Annotated in this window: 18 protein-coding genes; 9 read left to right on the forward strand and 9 right to left on the reverse strand. The window is 76.6% G+C overall.

The window, feature by feature from the left end:
• Positions 1 to 49: 49 nt before the first annotated feature.
• Both NP075_RS12895 and NP075_RS12900 read right to left on the reverse strand, forming a co-directional pair.
• Positions 50 to 391, reverse strand: coding sequence for a WhiB family transcriptional regulator (locus NP075_RS12895; protein WP_284439895.1), 342 nt, complete (start codon positions 389 to 391; stop codon positions 50 to 52).
• A 400-nt stretch (positions 392 to 791) separates the two neighbouring features.
• On the reverse strand, positions 792 to 2804 hold the full coding sequence (locus NP075_RS12900; RefSeq protein WP_227565575.1) for an ATP-dependent helicase: 2013 nt from the start codon (positions 2802 to 2804) through the stop codon (positions 792 to 794).
• 81 nt (positions 2805 to 2885) lie between these two features.
• Here NP075_RS12900 and NP075_RS12905 point away from each other — a divergent pair, with 81 nt between their 5' ends.
• Complete coding sequence (locus NP075_RS12905) at positions 2886 to 3146, forward strand: mycoredoxin (protein ID WP_227565576.1); 261 nt, start codon at positions 2886 to 2888, stop codon at positions 3144 to 3146.
• A gap of 14 nt (positions 3147 to 3160) precedes the next feature.
• Here the strand turns inward: NP075_RS12905 and nudC are convergent, their stop codons facing one another.
• Positions 3161 to 4210 carry an NAD(+) diphosphatase gene (gene nudC, locus NP075_RS12910; protein ID WP_372456736.1) on the reverse strand — a complete coding sequence of 350 codons (1050 nt, stop codon included), beginning with the start codon at positions 4208 to 4210 and terminating at the stop codon, positions 3161 to 3163.
• 172 nt (positions 4211 to 4382) lie between these two features.
• Between nudC and NP075_RS12915 the strand changes: the two genes are divergently transcribed.
• Positions 4383 to 5318: a phosphotransferase gene (locus NP075_RS12915; RefSeq protein ID WP_227565578.1), complete on the forward strand. Its 936-nt coding sequence runs from the start codon at positions 4383 to 4385 to the stop codon at positions 5316 to 5318.
• 40 nt (positions 5319 to 5358) lie between these two features.
• Here the strand turns inward: NP075_RS12915 and NP075_RS12920 are convergent, their stop codons facing one another.
• Together NP075_RS12920 and NP075_RS12925 are read right to left on the reverse strand one after the other, a co-directional pair.
• Positions 5359 to 8940, reverse strand: coding sequence for an ATP-dependent helicase (locus NP075_RS12920; protein ID WP_227565579.1), 3582 nt, complete (start codon positions 8938 to 8940; stop codon positions 5359 to 5361).
• Entirely contained in the window at positions 8937 to 12164 is a 3228-nt protein-coding gene (locus NP075_RS12925; RefSeq protein ID WP_227565580.1) for an ATP-dependent helicase, read from the reverse strand. Before NP075_RS12925 ends, NP075_RS12920 begins: the two co-directional genes overlap by 4 nt.
• 119 nt (positions 12165 to 12283) lie before the next feature.
• On the opposite strand from NP075_RS12925, the gene NP075_RS12930 reads away from it, so the two are divergent.
• Positions 12284 to 12952 carry a TetR/AcrR family transcriptional regulator gene (locus tag NP075_RS12930; RefSeq protein WP_227565581.1) on the forward strand — a complete coding sequence of 223 codons (669 nt, stop codon included), beginning with the start codon at positions 12284 to 12286 and terminating at the stop codon, positions 12950 to 12952.
• A 57-nt stretch (positions 12953 to 13009) separates the two neighbouring features.
• Positions 13010 to 13237, forward strand: a complete 228-nt coding sequence (locus tag NP075_RS12935; RefSeq protein WP_227565582.1) for a DUF3107 domain-containing protein — start codon at positions 13010 to 13012, stop codon at positions 13235 to 13237.
• 61 nt (positions 13238 to 13298) lie between these two features.
• Here the strand turns inward: NP075_RS12935 and NP075_RS12940 are convergent, their stop codons facing one another.
• Complete coding sequence (locus NP075_RS12940; RefSeq protein WP_227565583.1) at positions 13299 to 14078, reverse strand: ferritin-like fold-containing protein; 780 nt, start codon at positions 14076 to 14078, stop codon at positions 13299 to 13301.
• Between the two features lie 354 nt (positions 14079 to 14432).
• On the opposite strand from NP075_RS12940, the gene NP075_RS12945 reads away from it, so the two are divergent.
• Positions 14433 to 16250, forward strand: a complete 1818-nt coding sequence (locus tag NP075_RS12945; RefSeq protein ID WP_372456737.1) for a DEAD/DEAH box helicase — start codon at positions 14433 to 14435, stop codon at positions 16248 to 16250.
• A 79-nt stretch (positions 16251 to 16329) separates the two neighbouring features.
• Here NP075_RS12945 and NP075_RS12950 read toward each other — a convergent pair whose 3' ends face one another.
• Positions 16330 to 16950 (reverse strand): MarC family protein, encoded by a 621-nt coding sequence (locus NP075_RS12950; protein ID WP_227565584.1) that lies wholly within the window; start codon positions 16948 to 16950, stop codon positions 16330 to 16332.
• Entirely contained in the window at positions 16947 to 17789 is an 843-nt protein-coding gene (locus tag NP075_RS12955; protein WP_227565585.1) for a PHP domain-containing protein, read from the reverse strand. Before NP075_RS12955 ends, NP075_RS12950 begins: the two co-directional genes overlap by 4 nt.
• Before the next feature lie 69 nt (positions 17790 to 17858).
• On the opposite strand from NP075_RS12955, the gene NP075_RS12960 reads away from it, so the two are divergent.
• Entirely contained in the window at positions 17859 to 19412 is a 1554-nt protein-coding gene (locus NP075_RS12960) for an aminopeptidase P N-terminal domain-containing protein (protein WP_227565586.1), read from the forward strand.
• A 43-nt stretch (positions 19413 to 19455) separates the two neighbouring features.
• Here NP075_RS12960 and NP075_RS12965 read toward each other — a convergent pair whose 3' ends face one another.
• On the reverse strand, positions 19456 to 20100 hold the full coding sequence (locus tag NP075_RS12965) for a YflT domain-containing protein (protein WP_227565587.1): 645 nt from the start codon (positions 20098 to 20100) through the stop codon (positions 19456 to 19458).
• Positions 20101 to 20189: 89 nt separating this feature from the next.
• On the opposite strand from NP075_RS12965, the gene NP075_RS12970 reads away from it, so the two are divergent.
• From NP075_RS12970 to NP075_RS12980, 3 genes are read left to right on the forward strand one after another with little or no spacing between them, the layout of a single operon-like run.
• Positions 20190 to 21503: a magnesium transporter MgtE N-terminal domain-containing protein gene (locus tag NP075_RS12970; RefSeq protein WP_227565588.1), complete on the forward strand. Its 1314-nt coding sequence runs from the start codon at positions 20190 to 20192 to the stop codon at positions 21501 to 21503.
• Positions 21496 to 22023: a DUF1003 domain-containing protein gene (locus NP075_RS12975; RefSeq protein WP_227565589.1), complete on the forward strand. Its 528-nt coding sequence runs from the start codon at positions 21496 to 21498 to the stop codon at positions 22021 to 22023. Before NP075_RS12970 ends, NP075_RS12975 begins: the two co-directional genes overlap by 8 nt.
• Positions 22024 to 22052: 29 nt before the next feature.
• On the forward strand, positions 22053 to 23219 hold the full coding sequence (locus NP075_RS12980) for an Mrp/NBP35 family ATP-binding protein (RefSeq protein ID WP_227565590.1): 1167 nt from the start codon (positions 22053 to 22055) through the stop codon (positions 23217 to 23219).
• The last annotated feature ends 33 nt before the right edge of the window (positions 23220 to 23252 follow it).

The raw sequence follows: 23252 nt of genomic DNA on the forward strand, positions 1-23252 counted from the left end.
CCGGCCCGGGTGCCGCGACGGCGACGGGACGGGAGCACCGGCCGCCGGCTCAGGCAGCCGTCGCGTCCTTGCGGGGCCGACCACGGCCGCGCTTGGTCGGGACGACCACGCCACCGACGAAGACCTGACCGCCCCAGACACCCCACGGCTCCGCCCGCTCGACGGCGCCGGCGAGGCAGCCGTCGATGAGCGGGCACTCGCGGCACAGGGCCTTGGCCAGCTCCACGTCGGACTGACGCTCGGCGAACCACAGCTCGGCGTCGTTCGACCGGCACGGGATGAGGCCGGCCACCATCCGGTCGAACTGGTCGTTCGTCGTCGCGGTGCTGCTGGTGGGCCAGGGGCCGGAGCCCCCCTGGTTCACGTTGTCGAGCAGCGTCGTGAGCCGCACGATGTCCTCCTGATGTCCTTGCGGGTGAGCTGTGGATGCCGGATCGGGCCGCTCGCCCCGGTGGAGGACCGGAGAAATGAGAGAGGCCGCGGATCCGAGTTCGGACTCCGCGGCCTGCCTGGTGAGGCTGCTGCTACGGGGTCCTGTGTCGAAGATCGGTGACGGACGTCGCGGGACGGAGACGGCGCTTGTGCCCGGACATGGGCACAGCGATCCCCTGGAAGTTCCCGGCGGTGGGCGCGAGGACGCGCGTGTACGCACGGGCCGACGTCATGTCGATCGTGTTGGTCTCCATCAGGTCACCCACCTCCTCTCCAGGGTCGGGTCCCGCCTCTTCGGCAGCACCCCGCGAACAAGGACGTGACCACCCTAGGGCGGCCCGTCTGACCGTCACAAGCAATTAACGGAACTTCGTCCGGACGTCTTTCCCGTCGTCCTGCGGGGTCTCGTCGGCGACCACGCGGAGCAGGGCGTCGCCGTACTCCCGCAGGCGTGTCTGGCCGAGCCCTTGGACGTACCGCAGGTCCGCGGGCGCCGTGGGCATCGCCGCGGCGACGGCCTCGAGCGCGACGTCCGGCAGGACCCGGAAGGCAGGGACCCCGCGCTCGTCGGCGACCTGTGCGCGCCACGTGCGCAGCCGGTCGAGGACGGCCGGGTCCGCGGCGGCCGAGGCGCGCCGTCCGGTCCCCCGACCGCCGTCCTCCCCCGGCCACAGCCCGGCGAGGAAGCGCGACCGTGTCCGCGAGGCCCGGGACCCGGGGGTGCGGGCGGCCGCGTAGGACAGCTCGAGGTGGCGCCGCGCGCGCGTGACCCCGACGTACAGCAGCCGCCGCTCCTCGGACACCGCCGCCTCCGTCTGGGCCAGCGAGATGGGCAGGAGCCCGTCCGACAGGCCGACGAGGAACACCGCGTCCCACTCCAGGCCCTTGGCCGCGTGCAGCGACGCGAGCGTCACGCCGTCCACGGTCGGGGCGTGCTGCGCGGACGCACGGTCGTCGAGCTCGGCCACGAGGTCCGTGAGCGTCGCGCCGCCGCGCGTCGCGACCATGTCGTCCGCGAGCCCCACGAGCGCCTGCATCGCGTCCCACCGCTCCCGGGCCGCGCCGCGCGCCGAGGGCGGCTGGGGCGCCCACCCCACGGACGTCAGGATGTCGCGGACCGTCTGCCCCAGCGGCACGTCGGCGTCCGCCGACCGTGCCCCGCCGCGCAGCAGCACGAGCGCGTCCCGCACGTCGCGCCGGGCGAAGAACCGCAGGCCGCCGCGCACCTGGTAGCCCAGCCCCGCGGCCGCGAGCGCCTGCTCGAGCACCTCGGACTGCACGTTGGTGCGGTACAGCACCGCGATCTCGCTGGCCGGCACCCCGGCCGCCACGAGCCGCGCGGCCCGCGCGGCGACGCCCGCGGCCTCCGCCTCGTCGTCCGAGTACGCGGTGAACCGCACCTGCGGCCCGTCGGGCTGCTGCGCGACGAGGTGCAGCGGCACCGGGTCGGACGGCCTGCGCGTCGAGGTGAGGACACGGTTGGCCAGGCCCACGACCTGCGGCGTCGAGCGGTAGTCGCGCACCAGCTTCACGACCCGGGTGCCGGGGTGCTGCCGCGCGAACGTCAGCAGGTGGTGCGGCGTCGCGCCGGCGAACGAGTAGATCGTCTGGCTCGGGTCACCCACGACGCAGACGTCGTGACGCCCACCGAGCCACTGGTCGAGCAGGTACTGCTGGAGCGGGCTGACGTCCTGGTACTCGTCGACCACGAAGTGCCGGTACTGGGAGCGGACCTCGTCCGCCACCTCCCCGCGCTGCGCGAGCATGGCCGCGAGCAGCAGCAGCACGTCCTCGAAGTCGATGACGCCCCGCTCGGTCTTGACGTCCTCGTACGCGGTGATCAACCGGGCGACCGCCTGCGCGTCCTGCCCCGCGGGCGCGGGCCGCCGCACGGCTGCGGCCGCGCGCTCGTAGTCCTCGGCGGTGACGAGCGACACCTTCGCCCACTCGATCTCGGCCGCGAGGTCGCGCACCGTGATCCGGTCGACGGAGACGCCCACACGCCGACCGGCCTCCGCGACCAGCGTCGCCTTCTGCTCCGCCAGCCGCGGCGGCGCGCCACCCACGACCCGGGGCCAGAAGTGCCCGAGCTGGCGCAGCGCCGCCGCGTGGAACGTGCGGGCCTGCACCCCGCTCGCGCCCAGGTCGCGCAACCGCACCCGCATCTCCCCCGCCGCACGGGCGGTGAACGTCACGGCCAGGACGGACGCAGGGCGGTACACGCCGGTCCGCACGCCGTAGGCGATGCGGTGGGTGATCGCGCGCGTCTTGCCCGTGCCCGCGCCCGCGAGCACGCAGACGGGACCCGTCAGGGCGGTGGCGACGGTGCGCTGCTCGGGGTCGAGCGCGTCGAGGAGGGAGTCGGCGGACATCGTGACCAGTCTCCCAGGCCCCGCCGACACGACGTGCGAGGATCTGTGGAGGAGACGACCGACGAGCACCGGCGAGGAGCCATGACGACCCCCACCCCGGCACCGGGCACCGTGACGATGTACTCCACGACGTGGTGCGGCTACTGCCACCGCCTGCGCAAGCAGCTCGACTCCGCGGGCATCGCCTACGACGTCGTCGACATCGAGCAGCAGCCCGAGGCCGCGCAGCTCGTCGAGGACCTCAACGGCGGCAACCAGACCGTGCCCACCGTCGTGTTCCCCGACGGCTCCGCCGCCACCAACCCGTCCCTCGCCCAGGTGCGCGAGCGCCTCGGCGTCTGACGCCCGGCGGCCGGTCAGTCCGCGATCGGGCGCCCGAACCACTGCTCGACGAGCGCCCGCGCGATCGACGCACCGCCGGGCAGCAGCACCTCGCCCGACGCGACGGCGGCGACGAGCCCTTCGCGCGTGAACCAGCGCGCCTCGGCCATCTCCACGCCGTCGACCTGCACGCGCGTGCTCGTCGCGCGCGCCCGGAAGCCCAGCATCAGCGACCCCGGGAACGGCCACGGCTGGCTCCCCGCGTACTCCACGTCGCCGACCTCGACGCCCGTCTCCTCCGCGACCTCGCGCCGCACGGCCTGCTCGGCCGACTCGCCGGCCTCGACGAAGCCCGCCAGCGTCGACCACCGGCCGGCCGGCCACGCCGCGGCGTGACCCAGCAGCAGACGGTCGTCGTCGTCGACGACCGCCATGATCACCGCCGGGTCCGTGCGGGGGTAGTGCTCGGACCCGTCGGCCTCGCACACGCGTGACCACCCGGCCTGCGCGACGCGCGTCGGCGCGCCGCAGCGCGGGCAGCGCGGGTGACGGTCGTGCCAGGCGTCGAGCGCCACCGCCGCGGTGGCGAGTCCCGCGTCGTGCGCGTCGAGGCCCGCACCGACGGCGCGCAGGGAATGCCAGCCACCGCGCGTCACCGGGCCGTCCGGGAGGTGGACCAGCACGTCGGCCGGCTCGCCGCGCACGGGCAGCGGGTGCTCGTCGGGCAGCCGCACGGCCAGCACCCGTGCGCCGTCGTCCTCCGCGCCCAGCAGGAGCCAGACGTCGTGGGGTTCGGCGTCGCCCGTCGGGACGTCGCCCGGCGCGCCCGCCGATCGCACGTCCGTCGCGGCGCCGGCCTCGCCGACCGCCGCGCCCGCCGCCAGCAGCGCACGCGCACCGGCGGGGTCCAGCCAGCGCACCGCGCCGTCGCCGTCGAGGAGCAGGCCGCCGTCGCGGACCGCCAGGACGCGGGTGCGACGGTCGGCCAGCGCGTCGGTCAGCACCCGCGGGCCGTCGCGCAGCTCGGCGGCGCGCGCCACGGACGCCCGCGCGAGCGGCAGGTCGGTCAGGGCGGGACGGGTCACGTGCGTCACGTTACGCGGAGCCGGCCGCGCCGACGGGCGCCCGCGACCGCAGGCCGCAGGGCCGCGCCGGGGGACGTCCCCTGACGTCCCGGGACGTCCGTGGACGAACCGGACGCCAACACGCCGTGCGTCCGGCCCGGAGGACGGCCCCGCACGACCTACCCTGGCGGTCGTGACCCGTTCGCCGCTCGCACTCGCCGCCCTCGCGACCGTCGCCGTCCCGGGGCTCGACGCGTACGACGTGCGGCGCCCCGTGCACCCGGGCGCCGACGTCGACGTCGCCGTCGTCGTCGACTCGGTCCGCCAGCGCTGGGTCGTCCGGGCGCCCCAGCACCCGGCCGCCGGCGCGGCGCTGGAGGCCGAGGTCGCGCTCCTGGAGGCGCTGGGGCCGTTCGTCGACGACGACCGGCTGCCGTTCGCGGTGCCGCGCCCGGTCGGGTTCGCGCACCTGCCCGAGGGCGGGCGGGCGAGCGTCCACCGGGAGGTCCCCGGCCGGCCGCTGCGGCTCGAGACCCTGCGCCCCGGGCCCGGCCTGGCCGCCGCGGTGGGCCGCGCGCTCGCCGCCGTCCACGAGCTGCCGACGTCCGTCGTGGAGAACGCCGGGCTGCCGGTCTACGACGCCGCCGGCTACCGCGAGCGCCGCCAGGCCGAGGTCGACGAGGCGGCGCGCACCGGCCTCGTGCCCGCGTCGCTGCTGCGGCGCTGGGAGGAGCTGCTCGAGGACGTCGCGATGTGGCGGTTCCGGCCGACGGTGGTGCACGGCGACCTGTCGAGCACGCACGTGCTGGTGTCCGACGGCGCCGTCACCGGCGTGCTCGACTGGGGGTCGGCGATGGTCGCGGACCCCGCCGACGACCTGTCGTGGCTGCTCGTCGCCGCACCGCAGGACGCGGTGGACTCGATCCTCGAGGCGTACCTGCTGCGCCGCACCGAGCTGACGGACCCGCACCTGGCCGACCGCGCGCTGCTCGCCGGTGAGCTGGCGCTGGCCCGCTGGCTGCTGCACGGCGTGCGTGCCCACCGTCAGGACGTCGTGGACGACGCCGTGCAGATGCTGCACGACCTGGAGGAGCACACCCGCGTCGACGAGGCCGCCGCGGCCTTCTGACGCCCCGCCGGATCTCTCCGGCCCGGCCGGTCGACGTCCCTCAGCGGGCACGGTCCCCGTCCGGCCGACCGCTCGCGGGAGCGGCGGTGGCGAGCAGGTGCGCGACCTCGTCGGGGCCGGGCAGCCGGTCCGGCACCACCGTGACACCCGCGCCGACGTAGCAGAACGCCGCCCGGACCAGCTCGGGGTCCGTGCCGCTCAGCCGCGCCCAGGCGATGCGGTAGACGGCCAGCTGCAGCTCACGTGAGCCCTGCTCGGCCGTGTCGCGGGGCGGCGCACCGGTCTTCCAGTCGACCACGACCACCGCTCCCGGCACACCCGGACGGTCGGGGTCGGGGAAGACGGCGTCGATGCGCGAGCGCAGCACGTACCCGCCGATGGTCGTCTCGACGTCGACCTCGACGGCCACCGGCGAGCGGTGGGCCCAGGGTGTGCGCAGGAAGGCCGCCCGCAGCGCCGCCTGGTCCGGGTCGTCGGGGAGCACGTCGTCGTCGGCCCCCGGCAGGTCGTCCACGTCGACGAGCGTCGCCTGGCCGTACCAGGCCTCCACCCAGGCGTGGAACGCCGTGCCGCGGCGCGCCTGCGGGGACGGCTCGCGCGGCACCGGTCGACGCAGGCCGAGGGCGAACTGGTCGGGCTGGGCGTCGAGGCGCACGAGCGACGACGCCGACAGGTGCGCCGGCAGCGCGACGCGGGCGTCACCCCGTCGGCGCGCGGCCTGCTCCGCGAGCAGCCGGTCCGCGAGCGCGTCCCAGTCGTCGGCGGCGCGCGACGGCCGGGCGCCGTCGGCCCCGCCGCCGTCGGTCCGCGTGCCGTCGGGCACGTCGTGGCCGAGCGGGTCGCCGCCGAGCCGGACGTCCGTGCCGCCGCGAGGGACGGGCACGTCGGATCGGGACGCCGGGGCGCCGGTGAGGGACGCCGGGACCTCGGCGCGCATCGCCGCCGCGGCGGCACGGACGGCCGCGGCCGACGCGGCCACGGCGGCGCGCCGCGGCGCCGCCCCGTCGACGGTGAACGGGTCGACGGGCCAGACGGCCGCCGGGGTGAGGGCGCCGCGCGGGTTCTGGGTGCCGGTCTCCGGCTCGTCGGCCCGGGCGACGACGTCGACGAGCCCCGCGTCGACGAGCTCGGTGAGGAACGGGGACAACCGGCGAGGCGCCTTCGGCTCCCCCCAGTAGGCCGCGGACAGCAGCAGGTCCTCCCGTGCGCGGGTCACCGCGACGTACGCCAGGCGGCGCTCCTCGGCGACCTCGTGGTCGCCGGCGTCCAGGCGGAACCGGTCGAGACGGTCGGCGAGCTCCTTCGGAGACTCGGCGCCCGCGCAGTCCAGGCGCGGCAGGTCGTCCGCGTCGCCCCGCAGCGGGTACGGCAGCACGCCCAGCCCGGTCAGCCACGCCGAGTCCTTGGGGCCGTCCTTGCCGAGCATCGCGGTCGCGGGGAGCCCTCCGTCGACGAGCCCGGCGACCGCGACCGCGTCCCACTCGAGGCCCTTGGCGGCGTGCACCGTCATCACCTGGACCGCGTCGGGGTCCGGCTCGGTCACGGGCAGCTCGAGGCCGTCCTCACGGGCGTCCGCCGCCTCGAGCCAGGCGAGGAACGCGCCCAGCGTCGGGCGGTCGGCCCCGCGCGCGAACTCGGCGGCGACGTCCGCGAAGGCGTCGAGGTGCGCCCGCGCGCGCCCGGGTGCGGTGTCGGCACGCGCCTGCACCTCGATGTCGAGGCCGAACAGCCGCTCCGCCTCGCCGACGAGCTCCGGCAGCGACAGGCCCTGCTGGGCGCGGACGGCGCGCAGCACCCCCGCCAGCTCCGCCAGCCGACGGCGCCCCTCGGCGGTCAGCGCACGGCCGGCAGGGCTGCGCCAGCCCGGGGGCGGCGGGTCGTCGAGCGCGTCGACGAGGCTGCGCTCGTCGACGACGTCGGCCTCGACCCCCTGCCCGCCCGGCGCGCGTCCCGCCGGCCGCGCGCCCTGACGCGCCCAGTCGCCCAGCGCATGCAGGTCCGCGGCGCCCAGCCGGGTACGGGCGCCGGTCAGCAGCCGCACGACCGCGTCCCCACGCGTCGGGTCGTGGGCCGCCTGCAGCACGGCGACGAGGTCGACCACCTCGGGCGTGGCGAGCAGCCCGCCCAGCCCCACCACCTCGACCGGGAGGCCCGCGGCGCGCAGCGCCCGCCGCACGGGCTCGAACTGCGAGCGCTTGCGGCACAGCACGGCGGCGGTCCGGCGTCCCGCCGGGTGCGCCGCGGGCCGCCACCGGGCGGCCACCCACGCGGCGACGGCCTCCGCCTCGTCCTCGACGGTGCTCGCGACGACCCCCTGGACGGCACCCGGGCCGGCGCCGGGTCGCGGTGCCAGCCGGGGCACGTCGACCCGGGCGGCACCGGTGCGCAGGGGCGCGGCGACCTGGTTGGCGGCGTCCAGCACCGCGACGTCGTTGCGCCACGACGTCGAGAGCTGGACGACGTCCGCAGGCCGCCGCCGCGCGCGCACGCCCTCGGCCGTGGGGCCCGCAGAGCCCGACCCGCCGGGGCCGCCGTCGGGGCCGCCGTCAGGGTCGCCGCCGGGGCCGCCGTCGGCGCCCCGGCCCGCCTCGACGACCGGGAAGGCCGCCGGGAACCGGGCGAGCCCGCCCGGGCTGGCGCCGCGCCAGCCGTAGATCGACTGGTGCGGGTCCCCGACCGCCGTCACCGGGTGCCCGCCCGAGAACAGCGCCTGCAGGAGCACGAGCTGCGCGTACGAGGTGTCCTGGTACTCGTCGAGCAGGACGACCCGGAACCGGTCGCGCTCGGCGGCACCGACCTCGGGGACGTCGCGGGCGAGGCGGGCGGCGAGCGCCACCTGGTCGCCGAAGTCCAGGCTGTCGGCGGCCCGCTTGCGCGCGCGGTAGTCCGCGACGAGGTCGAGCACCCGGGCGCGCTCACCGAGCGAGGCGACGAGGTCGCGGACCTTCGCGTACGGCACGCGCGGCTGGGTGCCTGCGGGCGTGGCCTCGAGGTCCGCCACGAGGGCCTCGATGCCACGGCGTGCGGCGGCGGGGTCGAGAAGGTGCTCGTCGAGCGCGCCGGACAGCGCGAGCACGGCGTCCACGACCGTCGACGTCGCCGCCGACGTGTCGAGGTCGCCCGCCCAGGACTCGACGACCTGCGACGCGAGCTGCCACTGGGCGGCCTCCCCGAGGAGCCTGGCCCCCGGCTCGACGCCGAGGCGCAGCGCGTGGTCGGTCACCAGGGAGGCCGCGTAGGCGTGGTAGGTGGAGACGTGGGGCCGGGCGAGCTCGTCGACGACGTCCGCGCCCGTGGGCAGCGGGACGCCCTCGGCAGCCGCCGACCGCACCAGGGCCCGCAGCCGGCGCCGCACGCGCTCCGAGAGCTCGCCGGCCGCCTTGCGCGTGAACGTCAGGCCCAGCACCTGCTCCGGCGCCACCAGGCCGTTGGCGACCAGCCAGACCACCCGCGCCGCCATCGTCTCGGTCTTGCCGGAGCCCGCGCCCGCCACGACGAGCGACGGGCGCAGCGGCGCCTCGATGACGGCACGCTGCTCCTCGGTCGGCGGGTGCTGCCCGACGAGCCGCGCGATGCGCACCGCCGAGAGGCCCTGGGCCTGCGACGTGGTGAGGGCGCTCATGCGACCACCTGCCCACCCTCGCCCCGCAGCGGGCACGAGCGCCGGACGGGGCAGCGGTCGCACAGGTCGTTGGCGCGTGCCTCGAAGCTCGACGCGGCCATGCGCCCGGCGACGTCGTCGACGAGCACGCGGGCCCAGCTCGGCCCGTCGTCCTCGGGACCCAGGCCCTCCTGCCGCCGCTGCGTGGGGCCGCCGGACCCCTGCGCGAGGTGCACGAGCCTGGCCGCGACGCTGCGCGTCCCCGGCTCGAGGCCGGGGACGGCACCCGCGTCCACCGCGAGCTGGTACGCCCCGAGCTGTGCGTGCTCGCCGGCCTGCGCGAGGGTCGGGACGCGCGACCCGGTCTTGAGGTCGACGACCTCGACCGCGCCGCCGCCACCGTCGCCCTCGGTGACCGCGCGCTCGACCCGGTCGACCGAGCCGCGGACGACGGCGCGGTCGGTCTCGAGCGTGAACGGGGCCTCCACCAGGACGGGCTCGCCCGCCGCGCGCAGGTAGGACGCCAGCCGCTCGATCATCGCGTCGGCCCTGCGCCGCGCAGCCACCGCCGGCCAGCCGTCCCCCAGCGCGAGCTCGTGCCACCGGCGGTCGAGCTCCGCACGCAGCGTCGGCAGGTCGGCCGTCGGGTGCTCCTGCGCGATCGCGTGCACGAGCGTGCCGAGGGACTGCTGCGCCGACGACGCGGGCGTCCCGCCGGCCGCCTCGAGCGCCCACCGCAGCGTGCACCGCTGCGCCGTCTCGAGCCGCGACGGCGAGACGGGGACCCGGGCGTCGGGCTCCCACAGCGGTGCGTCGCTCGACGGCTCCGCGAGCCCGAACCACGACGCCGGGTCGGCGCCGGGGACGCCGTGCGCCGCGAGCCGCGCGAGCGTGCGGGCCGCCGCCTCGTCCGGCTCCCCCAGCGCGGCGGTGCGCTCGAGCGTCGCCCGCAGCCGCGCGACGAGGCCCCGCAGGTCCAGGGGCGCGGGCGCGCTCGTGCGTCGAGGGTCCGGACCGTCGTCGTCCGACCCCGGCTGGACGAGGTCGACGAACGGGGAGGGCGTCGCGTCCTGGTCGTCCACCGCGGTCACCAGCAGGTGGGTCCGGGCGCGCGAGCAGGCCAGCGCGAAGGCGCGCAGCTCGTCGGCGAGCACCGCGGCGCGCGCCGCGCGGGCGTGCTCCTCCCCCGGCCCGGTGGTGGCCTCGCGCCCGGCCAGCAGGTCGACCAGCGCCTGGGCGCCCAGCATCGAGTCGCGCAGCCGCAGGTCGGGCCAGACGCCCTCCTGCACGCCGACGACGGCCACGACCTCCCACGACCCGCCCGCGGCGCCGGCGGGTGTCAGCACGCTGACGCCCGCGGCACGCGACGCCGGGGCCAGGGAGTCGGCCGGCAGGTCCTGCGCGAGCACCCAGTCGACGAAGGCCAGCGGCGTGGCCTGCGGCATGCGCTCGACGAACGTCTCCGCCGCGCGGAAGAGCGCGAGGACGGCGTCGAGGTCGCGGTCGGCCCGCTCGCCACCGGACCCGCCCGCGAGCGCCGCCCGGCGCCACGGGTCGGCCAGACCGGCCCGGTCCCACACCGCCCACAGCACCGCCTGCACGTCGGCGGCGGGCGCGGCGGCCGCGTCGCGCCCGGCCTGCAGCACCTGCGCCAGCCGCTGCACGGGCCGGCCGACGTGCGGCTCGAGCGTCGCGGCTCGGCCCGGAGCGGCCAGCGCCTCGACCAGCAGGACGTCGCTGGACCGTCCGCCGCCGCCGGCGAGCTCCTCCGCGCGCAGCGCGCGCCGCACCCGGCGCAGGCCGACCGCGTCGAGCCCGCCGAGGGGCGAGCACGCGAGCCGTGCGGCGACCTCCGCGTCGAGGTCCTGCGGCTGCAGCGCGACGCGCACCGCGTCCAGGAGCGGCCGGACCGCCGGCTCCTCGCGCAGGGGGACGTCGCTCCCGACGACGCGCACGGGCACGCCGGCCTGGGCCAGCGCGCGCCGGACGGCCGTGACGCGGCTGCCGGCGCGTGCGACCACGGCCATCTCGTCCCACGGGACGCCGCCCGTCAGGTGCGCGCGGCGCAGCCGGTGCGCGACCCACGCGGCCTCCTGCGCGGCGCTGGGCAGCACGGCCACGCGCGGCGCCGGGCCGGCCGCGCGGTCGTCCGGGACGTCCGCGCGCCGGTGCGCCACCGTCCCGGACGCCGCGACGCGCTCGGTGATCCGTGCCGTCACCTCGCGCAGCGGCGCGCTCTGGCGCCACACCGTGCGCAGGACGACGTGCTCCGCCGCGAGCTCACCCGCACCGGCGGCCGCCGCCCGCGCGACGAGCGACGGCTGCGCGCCGCGGAACGTCTGCACCGCGACGTCGGGGTCCCCGAGCAGCAGCAGCCGCGCGCCGCGGTCCGCGAAGGCGCGCAGCAGCCGGGCCGTCGCGGCGGTGCTCTCCTGGTGGTCGTCGACGACCACCAGCCGGCGACGCGGGCACGGGACACCGGGGACGTCGTCGTCCCAGCCGCGCAGCGCCGCGACGGCCGCGTCGACGACGACCGCCGGGTCGAGCCGCTCGCCGGCGTCCGGCGTCGCGGTCGCGAGCGCCATGACGTCGAGGTACTCCTCGTACACGCGGGCCGCGGCGACCCAGGCGGGCCGCTGCTCCCGGCGCCCGAGCGCCGCCAGGTCCGTCGGCGCCAGGCCGCGCTCGGCCGCCCGCATCAGCAGGTCGCGCAGCTCGTCGCGGAACGCGCGGGTCGCCAGCGCCGCCTGCGGGACGCCCGCCGGCCACCGCGGGCCGGGCACCTCCCCGGAGGCGTGCCCGGCGAGCAGCTCGGCCAGCGCCAGGTCCTGCTCCGGCCCGGAGACCAGCACGGGCGGCGGCTCTCCGAGGGCACCGGCCCGCGCCCGCAGCACCGCGAACGCCACGGCGGCGGGCGTCTGCACGAGCGGCCGACCGGCGGTGCGGCCGAGCCGCACCGCGAGCCGGTCGCGCAGCTCGGCCGCCGCGCGGCGGCTCGCGGCGAGCACCAGGACGTCGTCCGGTGCGAGCCCTGCCTCGACGGCCGCGGCGGCGGACTCGAGCGCCACCGTCGTCCGCCCGGTCCCCGGCGCGCCGGTGACGAGCAGCGCGCCGTCGACCCCGGCCACGACACGCTCGACGACCTCGCGCTGCCGCGCGTCCAGCGTGGGGCGCGCCTCGTCGCCGAGCGCCGCGCGCTCGACCAGAGGTGCCGCCACGAGCCGGGTCGTCGGTGCCGTCGTCACGGCGCCGATCACATCACGCCCCGCCGACATCCCCGCCCTCCCGCCGCGACGTCCGCACCGCCGTCACCGCACCACGGACGCGACCCCTGCCCGCAACACACCGTGGCTACGATCGGCGGATGACCGACGCCCAGCGTGCGCCCGCGTCCCGGTCCCGCGGGCCGCGGATGGCCCGCGCCGAGCGCCGCTCCCAGCTCCTCGCGACGGCACTCGAGCTGTTCTCGACCGACGGCTTCCACCACGTCTCGATGGACGACATCGCCGACCGGGCCGCGGTCTCCAAGCCCGTGCTCTACCGGCACTTCCCGTCGAAGCTCGACCTGTACCTCGCGCTCGTCGACGAGCAGGGGGCGGCGCTGCTCGCGACCGTCGAGCGCGCGGTCGCGCCGATCGAGGCCGGGCCGGTCGGGCGGGGCGAGGGACGGGCGGTCGTCGGCGCGGTGGTCGAGGCGTACCTGGCGTTCGTCCAGGTGGCCGGCGAGTCCTCGACCCTGCTCTTCGAGTCCGACGTCACGCACGACGCCCAGGTCCGCGGGCGCGTGGAGCACGCGTCCGCGGAGGCGACCCGCCGGATCGCCGACGTGCTCGCCGGGGTCACCGGCCGCGGCCGCGCCGAGGCCGACGTGCTGGCGGCGGCGCTCGTCGCGGCGGCCCAGGGCGCCGCGACGTACTGGCTGCGCCACGGTGCCGGGCAGAGCACCCAGCGGGTCGTCGACCTCGTCTCCGACCTGCAGTGGCACGGCCTCGCCGGGCTCGTGCGTCCGGACTACCCGTACGGGGACGCCTAGGATCGTGGACGACCAGCCCGGCGCCCGCGCCGGGCACAGCGGCGATGAGGAGTGTCCGTGGAGATCACGATCGGCGTGCAGAACCTGACCCGCGAGCTGACGATCGAGTCCGACCAGTCGGCGGACGAGATCGCCGCGGTGGTGCAGGCGGCGCTCGACGGCACGGCCGCGACGCTCGAGCTGACGGACGTCCGCGGACGTCGCGTCATCGTGCCCACCGCCGTCCTCGGCTTCGTCGAGATCGGGGCCGAGACCAAGGGCCGCGTGGGCTTCGGCTCGATCTGAGCGACGTCCCGACGCGCGCGGCAGCCGCCGGGCGCGTCGGGCCGTGGCGGCCGTCGGACCGTCAGGCGGTCAGGTGCAGCCGCGACATGCGACGCGTGTGCTCCGCCGTCAGCTCGTTGAACACCGTGGCAGGCGTCTGGACCGCCTCGCCCTTCCCGTCGGCGTCGACCACCGCTCCGGCCACCCCCGCGCGGTCGAGCACGCGCGCCACCTCCGGGCGCTGTGCGACGCGCTGCACCACACCGAGGGCCTCACCGACGAGCCGCCGCCCCCACAGCGCGAGCCGTGAGGAGAGCACCTGGTCGCCCGCGCACGCCTCGTCCAGCTCGCGCACGGCCAGCTCGGTGTGCGAGGCGTCGTCGAGGACCTCCTCGACGAGACCCGCGGACTGCGCGTCGAGCCCGCGCGCGACGAGCCGGCAGAAGTCGTCGGCGACGCCGTAGCCGACGTACGCCTTGAGCAGCCGCTCGGCCCACGTGCTCGGCGGGGTGCGGGCGTCGAAGTCGTCGAGCAGCCCGTCGAACCGGCCCAGCGCGGCGACCGCGTCGCCGCCGAGCTCCTCGATGCGGGCCAGCACCCGGTCGCGGCGCTCGGTGCAGCGGGCGGCGAGGCGGCTCAGGGCGAGGGACTGCTCCAGGCCGGGCGCCTGGCGGCTGTCGCCGGCGAGCCGGGCGAAGGCCTGGTGCTCGAGACTCGCGACGAGGGCCAGCACCTCGACGGCGTCGGCGGCCTCGGCCGACCGCACGGCTGCGGCGTCCTTGCCGGTCCGGTTCGCCGACCGGTCGTCGCTCCCGGTGGACTCGGAGCGCAGGGGGCGGGCGTTGCCGGCGCTGGTCGTCATCCGGGGATCGTATCGCCGCCGGACGCGCCGTCACCGCCCGGGCCGGGTACCGGGACGGGCGTCCGATAGACTGCCCGTGTACAACCCGTACATCGGTTGCCCGTTCGTCTCGGTTTCCCGGTCCGGCACATGCCGCGACCCTCCCCGTGCGACGCGCACCGGCCCGCCGTCCGCCGGGCTCCACGCCCGCGGACACGCCGGCAGGGTGCGCCGCTCGGGGCGACTTCTACGATCGGCTGCCGGCCAACCCGCGTGGCGCAGCCCGCTGTCGCCCGGGGCGGACGAGCGCGCGCGACGCGCCGCCGGCCCCCGGCCCGCACCGTGAGCCGCCACCCTGGCAGTGAAGAGCCGCACGTGACCACCGACCAGACCGTCGACACCGAGCAGCGCACCGACGCCGCCGTCGACACCCCTGTCCCCGACACCACCGCAGCACCCGAGGCCGAGCTCCGCACCGCTGCCGACGCCGTGCCGACGGAGTCGCCCACGGGCTCGCGCCGCGCCGCCTCCGTGCAGGCCGTCGACGCGTCGTTCGCCGACTTCGACGTCCGCCCCGAGATCGTGGCCGCGCTCGCCGCCGCCGGGATCACGCAGCCGTTCCCCATCCAGGCGATGACCCTGCCGGTCGCGCTGTCGGGCCACGACATCATCGGCCAGGCCAAGACGGGCACCGGCAAGACCCTCGGCTTCGGCGTCCCCCTGCTGCACCGCGTCATCGCGCCGGACGAGGACGGCTACGACCGCCTGGCCGCACCGGGCGAGCCGCAGGCGCTCGTCGTGGTGCCGACCCGTGAGCTCGCCGTGCAGGTCGCGGGCGACCTCGCGATGGCCTCGACCGGCCGCAAGGTGCGGATCGTCCAGGTGTACGGCGGGCGCGCGTACGAGCCGCAGGTCGAGGCGCTCAAGCGTGGTGCCGACGTCGTGGTCGGCACGCCCGGGCGCATGATCGACCTGCTCAACCAGCGGCACCTGCGCCTGGCGCACGCGACCGAGGTCGTCCTCGACGAGGCCGACGAGATGCTCGACCTGGGCTTCCTGCCCGACGTCGAGAAGCTGCTCGCGGCGACGCCGGGCAACCGCCACACGATGCTGTTCTCGGCGACCATGCCGGGTGCGGTCGTCGCGATGGCCCGTCGCTACATGTCGCAGCCCACGCACATCCGCGCCTCGGCGCCGGACGACGAGGGCCAGACCGTCAAGAACATCAAGCAGGTCGCGTACCGCGCGCACGCGCTCGACAAGGTCGAGCTGCTGGCGCGGATCCTGCAGGCCAACGGCCGCGGTCTGACGATCGTGTTCGCGCGGACCAAGCGCACCGCCGCGAAGGTCGCCGACGAGCTCGTCGACCGCGGGTTCGCCGCCGGCGCGATCCACGGCGACCTCGGCCAGGGGGCGCGCGAGCAGGCGCTGCGCGCGTTCCGCCACGGCAAGGTCGACGTGCTCGTCGCCACCGACGTGGCCGCGCGCGGCATCGACGTCGAGGACGTCACGCACGTCATCAACTACCAGTGCCCCGAGGACGAGAAGACGTACCTGCACCGCACGGGCCGCACCGGCCGCGCGGGCAACAAGGGCACGGCCGTGACGTTCGTCGACTGGGACGACCTGCCGCGCTGGGGCCTCATCGACAAGGCGCTCGGCCTGGGCATCCCGCAGCCCGTCGAGACGTACTCCTCGTCGGAGCACGCCTACACCGACCTCGACATCCCGCGGGGCGTCACGGGCCGGCTGCCGAAGTCGCAGCAGACCCGCGCGGGCCTGGGCGCCGAGGTCCTCGAGGACCTGGGCGAGACGGGCAAGCGCGGGGGCGGCACGCGTCCGGCACGGTCCGACGACCGGCCGGCGGGCGGCCGCGAGGGCGCGCGCGGACCGGCGCGGGACGGCGGCCGTCGCGACGGCGGGTCGGACGAGCAGGCCGGCGGCGAGGGCCGCGGCCGTCGCCGCGGCGGACGCGGCCGGTCGGGCGACGAGCCGTCGCGCACCGAGGAGGGCACCCGGCAGCAGCCCGCGGCGCAGCCGCAGGCCGTGCCCGCGACGTCCGGCCCTGCCGGCGCCGACGGCCCCGCGGAGGGCGGCGAGTCGGCGGGTGCGCCCCGCCGCCGTCGCCGTCGCCGCTCACGCGGCGGCGCACCGGGCGCGGACGCCGGCACGCCGGCTCCCAGCGACGCCTGAGTCCCCGGACCACGAGCGACCCGATCGCCCTCTCACCACCCGGTGAGGGGGCGATCGGCGTACCGCCCGACGGCGGGGGTCAGATCTCGCGGGCGAACGTCACGACGGCGTCGGCGAGCAGCTGCACGGCGATGGCCGCGAGCAGCAGACCGGCGATGCGGCTGACGAGCATCGTCCCCGAGTCCTTCAGGACGCGGTGGATCGACCCGGCGAAGCGCATGGACAGCCACAGGCACACGTGCACCAGGACGATGCCGAGCCCGAGCGCGACCCAGTCGGACGGCTCGGTGGACTGCTGGACGTAGACCATCGTCGCGACGATCGCCCCGGGCCCGGCGAGCAGCGGGGTGCCCAGCGGCACGAGCGCGACGTTGCCCTGGGTGCCCTCGTAGCCCTCGTTCGTGTCCATCTTGCCGGTCAGCAGCTCCATCGCGACGAGCAGCAGCAGCAGGCCCCCGGCGCCCTGCAGCGCCTCGACGGACACGTGCAGGTAGTTCAGCAGCGACTGGCCGAACAGCGCGAAGCCCACGATCACGCCGAAGGCCACCAGGATCGCCTGGCGCGCGGCGCGCACCCGCTGGTGGCGCGTCATCGACCCGGTCAGGGCGAGGAACAGCGGGACCGTCCCGGGCGGGTCCATGATGACGAAGAGCGTCACGAACACCGACATGAACAGCTGGACGTCGAGCACGCTGCTCACGCCGTCACCACCTCCGTCGTGCCCTGCCGGACGATCTCGTCCAGCACCCGGGGCTCGGTCAGATTCTCCCCCAGCCGGTTGACCTTCCCGGACCCGTGGTAGTCGCTCGAGCCCGTGACCAGCAGTCCCAGGCGCTCCGCGATCGCCAGCAGCCGCTCCCGCTGGGCCGGCGAGTGGTCCCGGTGGTGCACCTCGAGACCGGCGAGGCCCGCCTCCGCGAGCTCGTCGAACACCCGGTCGGGCACCGTCCGGCCGCGCGCGTCGGCCGCCGGGTGGGCGAACACCGGCACGCCACCGGACGCCCGGATCGCGGCCACCGCGGCCACGGCGTCCGGCGCGTAGTGGTCGACGTGGTACTCGCTGTCGGACGCCAGCAGGTGCGCGAACGCGGCGTCACGGTCGCGCACCACCCCGAGGGCGACGAGCGCGTCGGCGATGTGGGGCCGACCGATGGCGAGCGCGCCGCCCGCCTGGTCGAGCACGTCCTGCCAGGTGACCGGCACGTCGCGCGCGAGGCGCTCGACGATGTGCCGGGCACGGTGCACGCGCGACTCGCGGGCCCGCGCGAGCTCGTCGGCGAGCGCCGGGTGGTCCGGGTCCTGCAGGTAGCACAGCAGGTGCACGCTGATGCCGCGGGAGCGGGCCGAGACCTCCGTGCCGCGCACGAGCGCGATGCCGGCGTCGCGGGCCGCGGCTGCGGCCTCGTCCCAGCCGGCCGTGGTGTCGTGGTCGGTGAGGGCCACGACGTCGAGGCCGGCGTCGCGCGCGGCGAGGACCAGCTCGGCGGGGGTCTGCGTGCCGTCCGACGCGCGGGAGTGCGTGTGGAGGTCGATGCGCACCCGTCCACGCTAGTCGCTCACGGGCGTGACCCCCGCCGCGCCGGGTGCGTTCGGTGCGAGACTGGAGCCGTGAGCACCGACGCGCGCCCCGAGAACCTCACCTCCGAGACCGTGACCCCGGCGGACCACGAGCAGCCGCTCGAGGAGCGCGGGACCAACCGGTCCCACCGCCCGCAGTCGCGACGCTTCGTCGAGTTCGTGACGTCCGGGTGGGGTGAGCGCCCGCCGTCGAGCGCGACGCGGGCGCCCGTCGCGGACCACACGGCCGCGCGCCGCAGCGCCCTGTCGGCGCAGTTCCCCGGCGTGCGGCTCGTCGTGCCCGCCGGCTCGTACAAGGTGCGCTCGAACGACACGGACTTCCGGTTCCGCCCGCACGCGGCGTTCGCGCACCTCACCGGCCTCGGGGGCGAGCAGGAGCCCGACGCGGTGCTCGTGCTGCACCCCGTCGAGGACGGCACGGGCGACGACGGCAGCGCGCACCGGGCGGTGCTGTACATGAACCCGCTCGCCGGCCGGGACACCCCGGAGTTCTTCTCGGACGCCCGGTACGGCGAGTTCTGGGTGGGCGCGCGGCCGACGCTCGACGAGATCGCGACGACCACGGGCATCGCGACCGCGCACGTCGCGGACCTGGCCGACGCCGTCGCCAAGGACGTCGGCGAGGGTGGCGTCCGCGTGCTGGTGGTGCCGGGCGCGGACGAGTCCGTCGAGGAGGTCGTCGCGCAGGTCCGCGCCGAGGAGGAGTCCGGCGAGGCCGACGCCCGCCTCGCCGAGGCGCTCTCGGAGCTGCGGCTGCTGAAGGACGCGTACGAGGTCGAGCAGATGCGGCTCGCGGTGGACGCCACGATCGAGGGCTTCGAGAAGGTCGTCCGGGCCCTGCCGCGCGCCGTGACCCACCGGCGCGGCGAACGCGTCATCGAGGGGACGTTCCTCGGGCACGCGCGCGAGGAGGGCAACGACGTCGGCTACACGACGATCGCGGCGAGCGGTGAGCACGCGACGACGCTGCACTGGACGGACAACGACGGGCAGGTGCGCCCGGGCGAGCTCGTCCTGGTCGACGCCGGGGTCGAGGTCGACTCCCTGTACACCGCCGACGTGACACGCACGCTGCCGGTCGACGGCACGTTCACCGACGTGCAGCGCCGCGTCTACCAGGCGGTGCTGGACGCGGCCGACGCGGGCTTCGAGGCGGCCGTCCCCGGCGCGAGGTTCCGCGACGTGCACGACGCCGCGATGCGCGTCCTGGCCGCGCGCCTCGAGGAGTGGGGCCTGCTGCCGGTCTCCGCCGAGGAGTCCCTCGACCCGGACAACCAGCACCACCGTCGCTGGATGGTGCACGGCACGTCGCACCACCTGGGGCTGGACGTGCACGACTGCGCGCAGGCGCGGGCCGAGCTGTACCTCGACGGCGTCCTGCAGCCGGGCATGGTCTTCACGATCGAGCCCGGGCTGTACTTCAAGTCCGACGACCTGCTGGTGCCGGCGGAGTACCGCGGCATCGGCGTGCGCATCGAGGACGACGTGCTCGTGACGGCCGACGGCAACGAGAACCTCTCGGCCGCGCTCCCCCGGGACCCCGACGCCGTCGAGGCGTGGATGGCGTCGCTGCAGCAGGCCTGAGCGCCCGGCGGCGCCGGGGCGCCCGGCGGGTGGCGCTCGGCCGCTACGCGCTCGGCGGCCCGGGCGGTCCCGGCGGGGGCTGCGGCGTGCCGGCGGGCGGCGGGTAGCCCGTCCCCGTCGGCGGCGGGTAGCCCACGGTCGGGTCGGACGGCGGCGCCCCGACGGGCGGCGCCGGCGGGCTGACGGGCTGCGGCCAGCCGGACACCACGCCACCGGTGTCGGCGAGCAGGTTGCGCGCCTTGTGCGCGTGCTCCGCCTGGCACAGCACGGCGTACGACGTCGCGACGATCTGGCTCGAGGACGCGAAGTCGCGCCGCCCCCGGGTGAACGAGTACCCGATCACCGAGAACAGCAGACCGAACGCGCCGCCGAACAGGATGGCGGGCAGCATCACGCCGGCGCTGCCCCCCGGAGAGAAGAGCGTGAGGAGGAGGCCCACGAAGAGCCCGAACCACGCGCCGGACAGGAACCCTCCCAGCGCGGCGCTCGGGTAGGACAGCCGACGGATGACGCGCTCGACCATGCGCAGGTCCGTCCCGACGATCGTGACCGCGCGCACGGGGAACTGCTTCTCCGCGAGGAGCTCGACGGCCTTCTGCGCCTGGAGGTACGTGCCGTACGTGGCGACGGTCTCGCCGGTCGGCAGCGTCGGGGTCGTCGGGATCCGCTCGGACTGCGTGAACGACATGACCTGATCCTCCCCCACGCACCTGGACATCGCCCCCGGAGCGCGGCGCGTGCCCGGCCTCCCGTGGTCGCGGCGTCTAGGCTGACCGCGTGAGCAGCGTCGGGACCCGGGTGTTCGTCGCGCGCCTCGCCGGCACCTCCGTCTTCGACCCGATCGGCGACGAGGTCGGCAAGGTGCGCGACGTCGTCGTCCTCGTCCGCCTCAAGGGCGCGCCGCGCGCCGTGGGCCTGGTCGTCGAGGTGCCGGGGCGGCGGCGCGTGTTCCTGCCGCTGACCCGGGTGACGTCGATCGACGCCGGTCAGGTGATCTCGACCGGCCTGGTCAACATGCGCCGCTTCGAGCAGCGGATGTCCGAGACGGTCGTCGTCGGCGAGCTGCTGGACCGCACCGTGGAGCTGGCGGACGGCTCGGGCAGCGCACGCGTCGAGGACGTCGCGATCGAGCTGCAGCGCAACGGCGACTGGTTGGCCACCAAGGTGTTCGTGCGCCGCACCGACCAGCGCGGAGGGCTCCTGCGCCGCCGCGGCGAGACGCTGCTGGTGGCGGTGGAGGACGTCGTCGGGCTGGGGCGGCCCTCGGCGGCGCAGGGCGCCCGGCTGCTGCTGGCGCAGTACGAGGACCTGAAGCCGGCCGACCTCGCGGACGTGCTGCACGACATGGGCGTCACCCGACGCCTCGAGGTCGCGTCCGCCCTCGATGACGAGCGCCTGGCCGACGTGCTCGAGGAGCTCCCGGAGGACGACCAGGTCGCGATCCTCGGCGCCCTCGGGCGAGCCCGCGCGGCCGACGTGCTCGAGGCGATGCAGCCCGACGACGCCGCCGACCTGCTGGCCGAGCTCCCCCACGACCAGGTGACCGAGCTGCTCGCGCTCATGGAGCCCGACGAGGCGAAGGACGTGCGCCGGCTCCTGGCCTACGCGGACAACACCGCCGGAGGGCTCATGACGACGGAGCCGGTGATCCTGGGGCCCGAGACGTCGATCGCCGCGGCGCTCGCGCACGTGCGCCGGCAGGACCTCAACCCGGCGCTGGCGTCGCTGGTGTTCGTCGCCCGGCCGCCGCTGGAGACCCCGACGGGCCGGTACATCGGCGTCGTGCACCTGCAGCGCATGCTGCGCGAGCCCCCGCACGAGGCCATCGGGCAGATCGTCGACACGGACCTCGAGCCCGTCGCCGTCGACGCGCCGCTCCTGACGGTGACGCGCCAGCTCGCGACGTACAACCTGCTGGCGCTGCCGGTGGTCGACGAGCAGCGCCGCCTGCTCGGCGCCGTCTCGGTCGACGACGTGCTCGACCACCTGCTGCCGGACGACTGGCGCGAGACCGACGACGTGCACGCCGGCCCGCCGACGCGCCCCACCCCCACGGTCCGGGCGCCCGGTCAGGGGGCCGGCCGTGGCTGACCGCCTCGACCAGCCGCGTGTGCGCGGCCGCTCCCTGCTGCCCCGCGTGCAGTTCGAGGCCGACGCCTCGGGCCGCCTCTCGGAGTCGATCGCCCGGTTCCTCGGCACGCCCCGGTTCATCTTCTGGCTCACGGCGTTCTGCGTCGTGTGGCTCGTGTGGAACACGTGGGGGCCGGCCGACCTGCGGTTCGACCGCGCCGACGTGGGGTTCACGGCCCTGACGCTCATGCTGTCGCTGCAGGCGTCGTACGCGGCACCGCTGATCCTGCTGGCGCAGAACCGGCAGGCGGACCGCGACCGCGTCTCGGCCGAGCAGGACCGGCAGCGCGCCGAGCGGAACCTCGCCGACACCGAGTTCCTCGCCCGGGAGATGGCGTCCCTGCGCATCGCCATGTCCGAGGTCGCGACCCGCGACTTCGTCCGGTCCGAGCTGCGCAACCTCCTCGAGGAGCTCCAGACGGGGTCGGACGACGAGGAGGACGGCGAGCGGGTCCGCCGCGGCGCCGACCGCCAGCCGTAGCCGCGCGCGCCGCGACCTACGATGGTGCGGTGCCACCACTCGACGCCTCCACGCCCGCCGACCCGCTGATCGAGGCCGTCCGCGCGGCACTGTCCGGCGTGCAGGACCCCGAGATCCGCCGCCCGGTCACGGAGCTCGGGATGATCCGCTCGGTCGACGTCGAGCCGCGCGACGGTGGTGCGTTCGTCGTCGTCGGGCTCGACCTGACGACGCCTGGCTGCCCGCTGAAGGAGACGCTGACGCGGGACGTGACGGCAGCGGTCGCACCGCTCGACGGCGTCGTGGGCGTGCGCGTGGACCTCGGGGTCATGTCGGCCGAGCAGCGCGCCGGCCTGCGCACGCTGCTGCGCGGCACGGACGCCGAGCCGCAGATCCCGTTCGCCCAGCCGGGCTCGCTGACCAAGGTGATCGCGGTCGCGTCCGGGAAGGGCGGTGTCGGCAAGTCGTCCGTGACCGCGAACCTCGCGGTGGCCATGGCGGCCGACGGGCTGCGCGTGGGCGTCGTCGACGCCGACATCTACGGCTTCTCGATCCCCCGCATGCTCGGTGTGGACCGGCCGCCGACCAAGGTCGACGACATGCTGCTGCCGCCCGTCGCGCACGACGTGAAGGTCGTGTCGATCGGCATGTTCGTGCCCGCCGGGCAGCCCGTCGTGTGGCGGGGGCCGATGCTGCACCGCGCGCTCCAGCAGTTCCTGGCCGACGTGTTCTGGGGCGACCTGGACGTGCTGCTGCTCGACCTGCCGCCGGGCACGGGCGACATCGCCATCTCGGTGGCGCAGCTGCTCCCGGGCTCGGAGATCGTCGTGGTCACGACGCCGCAGGTGGCGGCGGCGGAGGTCGCGGAGCGTGCGGGAGCCGTGGCGGTGCAGACGCGCCAGCGCGTGGTCGGCGTCGTCGAGAACATGGCGTGGCTGGTGCAGCCGGACGGCTCGCGCCTCGAGCTGTTCGGGGCGGGCGGCGGCCGTCGCGTGGCGGACAACCTCTCGCGCCTGACCGGCGCCGAGGTCCCCCTGCTGGGCCAGGTGCCCCTCGACGTGGAGCTGCGCGAGGCGGGCGACGGCGGCACCCCGGTGGTGCTGTCCGCACCCGGGTCGCCGGGCGCGGTCGCGCTGCGGGCGGTGGCACGCTCCCTCGCCGCGCGCCCGCGCAACCTGGCCGGGCGCCCGCTCGACCTCTCGCCGGTCACCCGCTGAGTCCCGCAACTTTCGCGCCGCGACAGGTCGACA

Source organism: Cellulomonas wangsupingiae (genome assembly GCF_024508275.1).
Lineage (GTDB): Bacteria > Actinomycetota > Actinomycetes > Actinomycetales > Cellulomonadaceae > Cellulomonas > Cellulomonas wangsupingiae.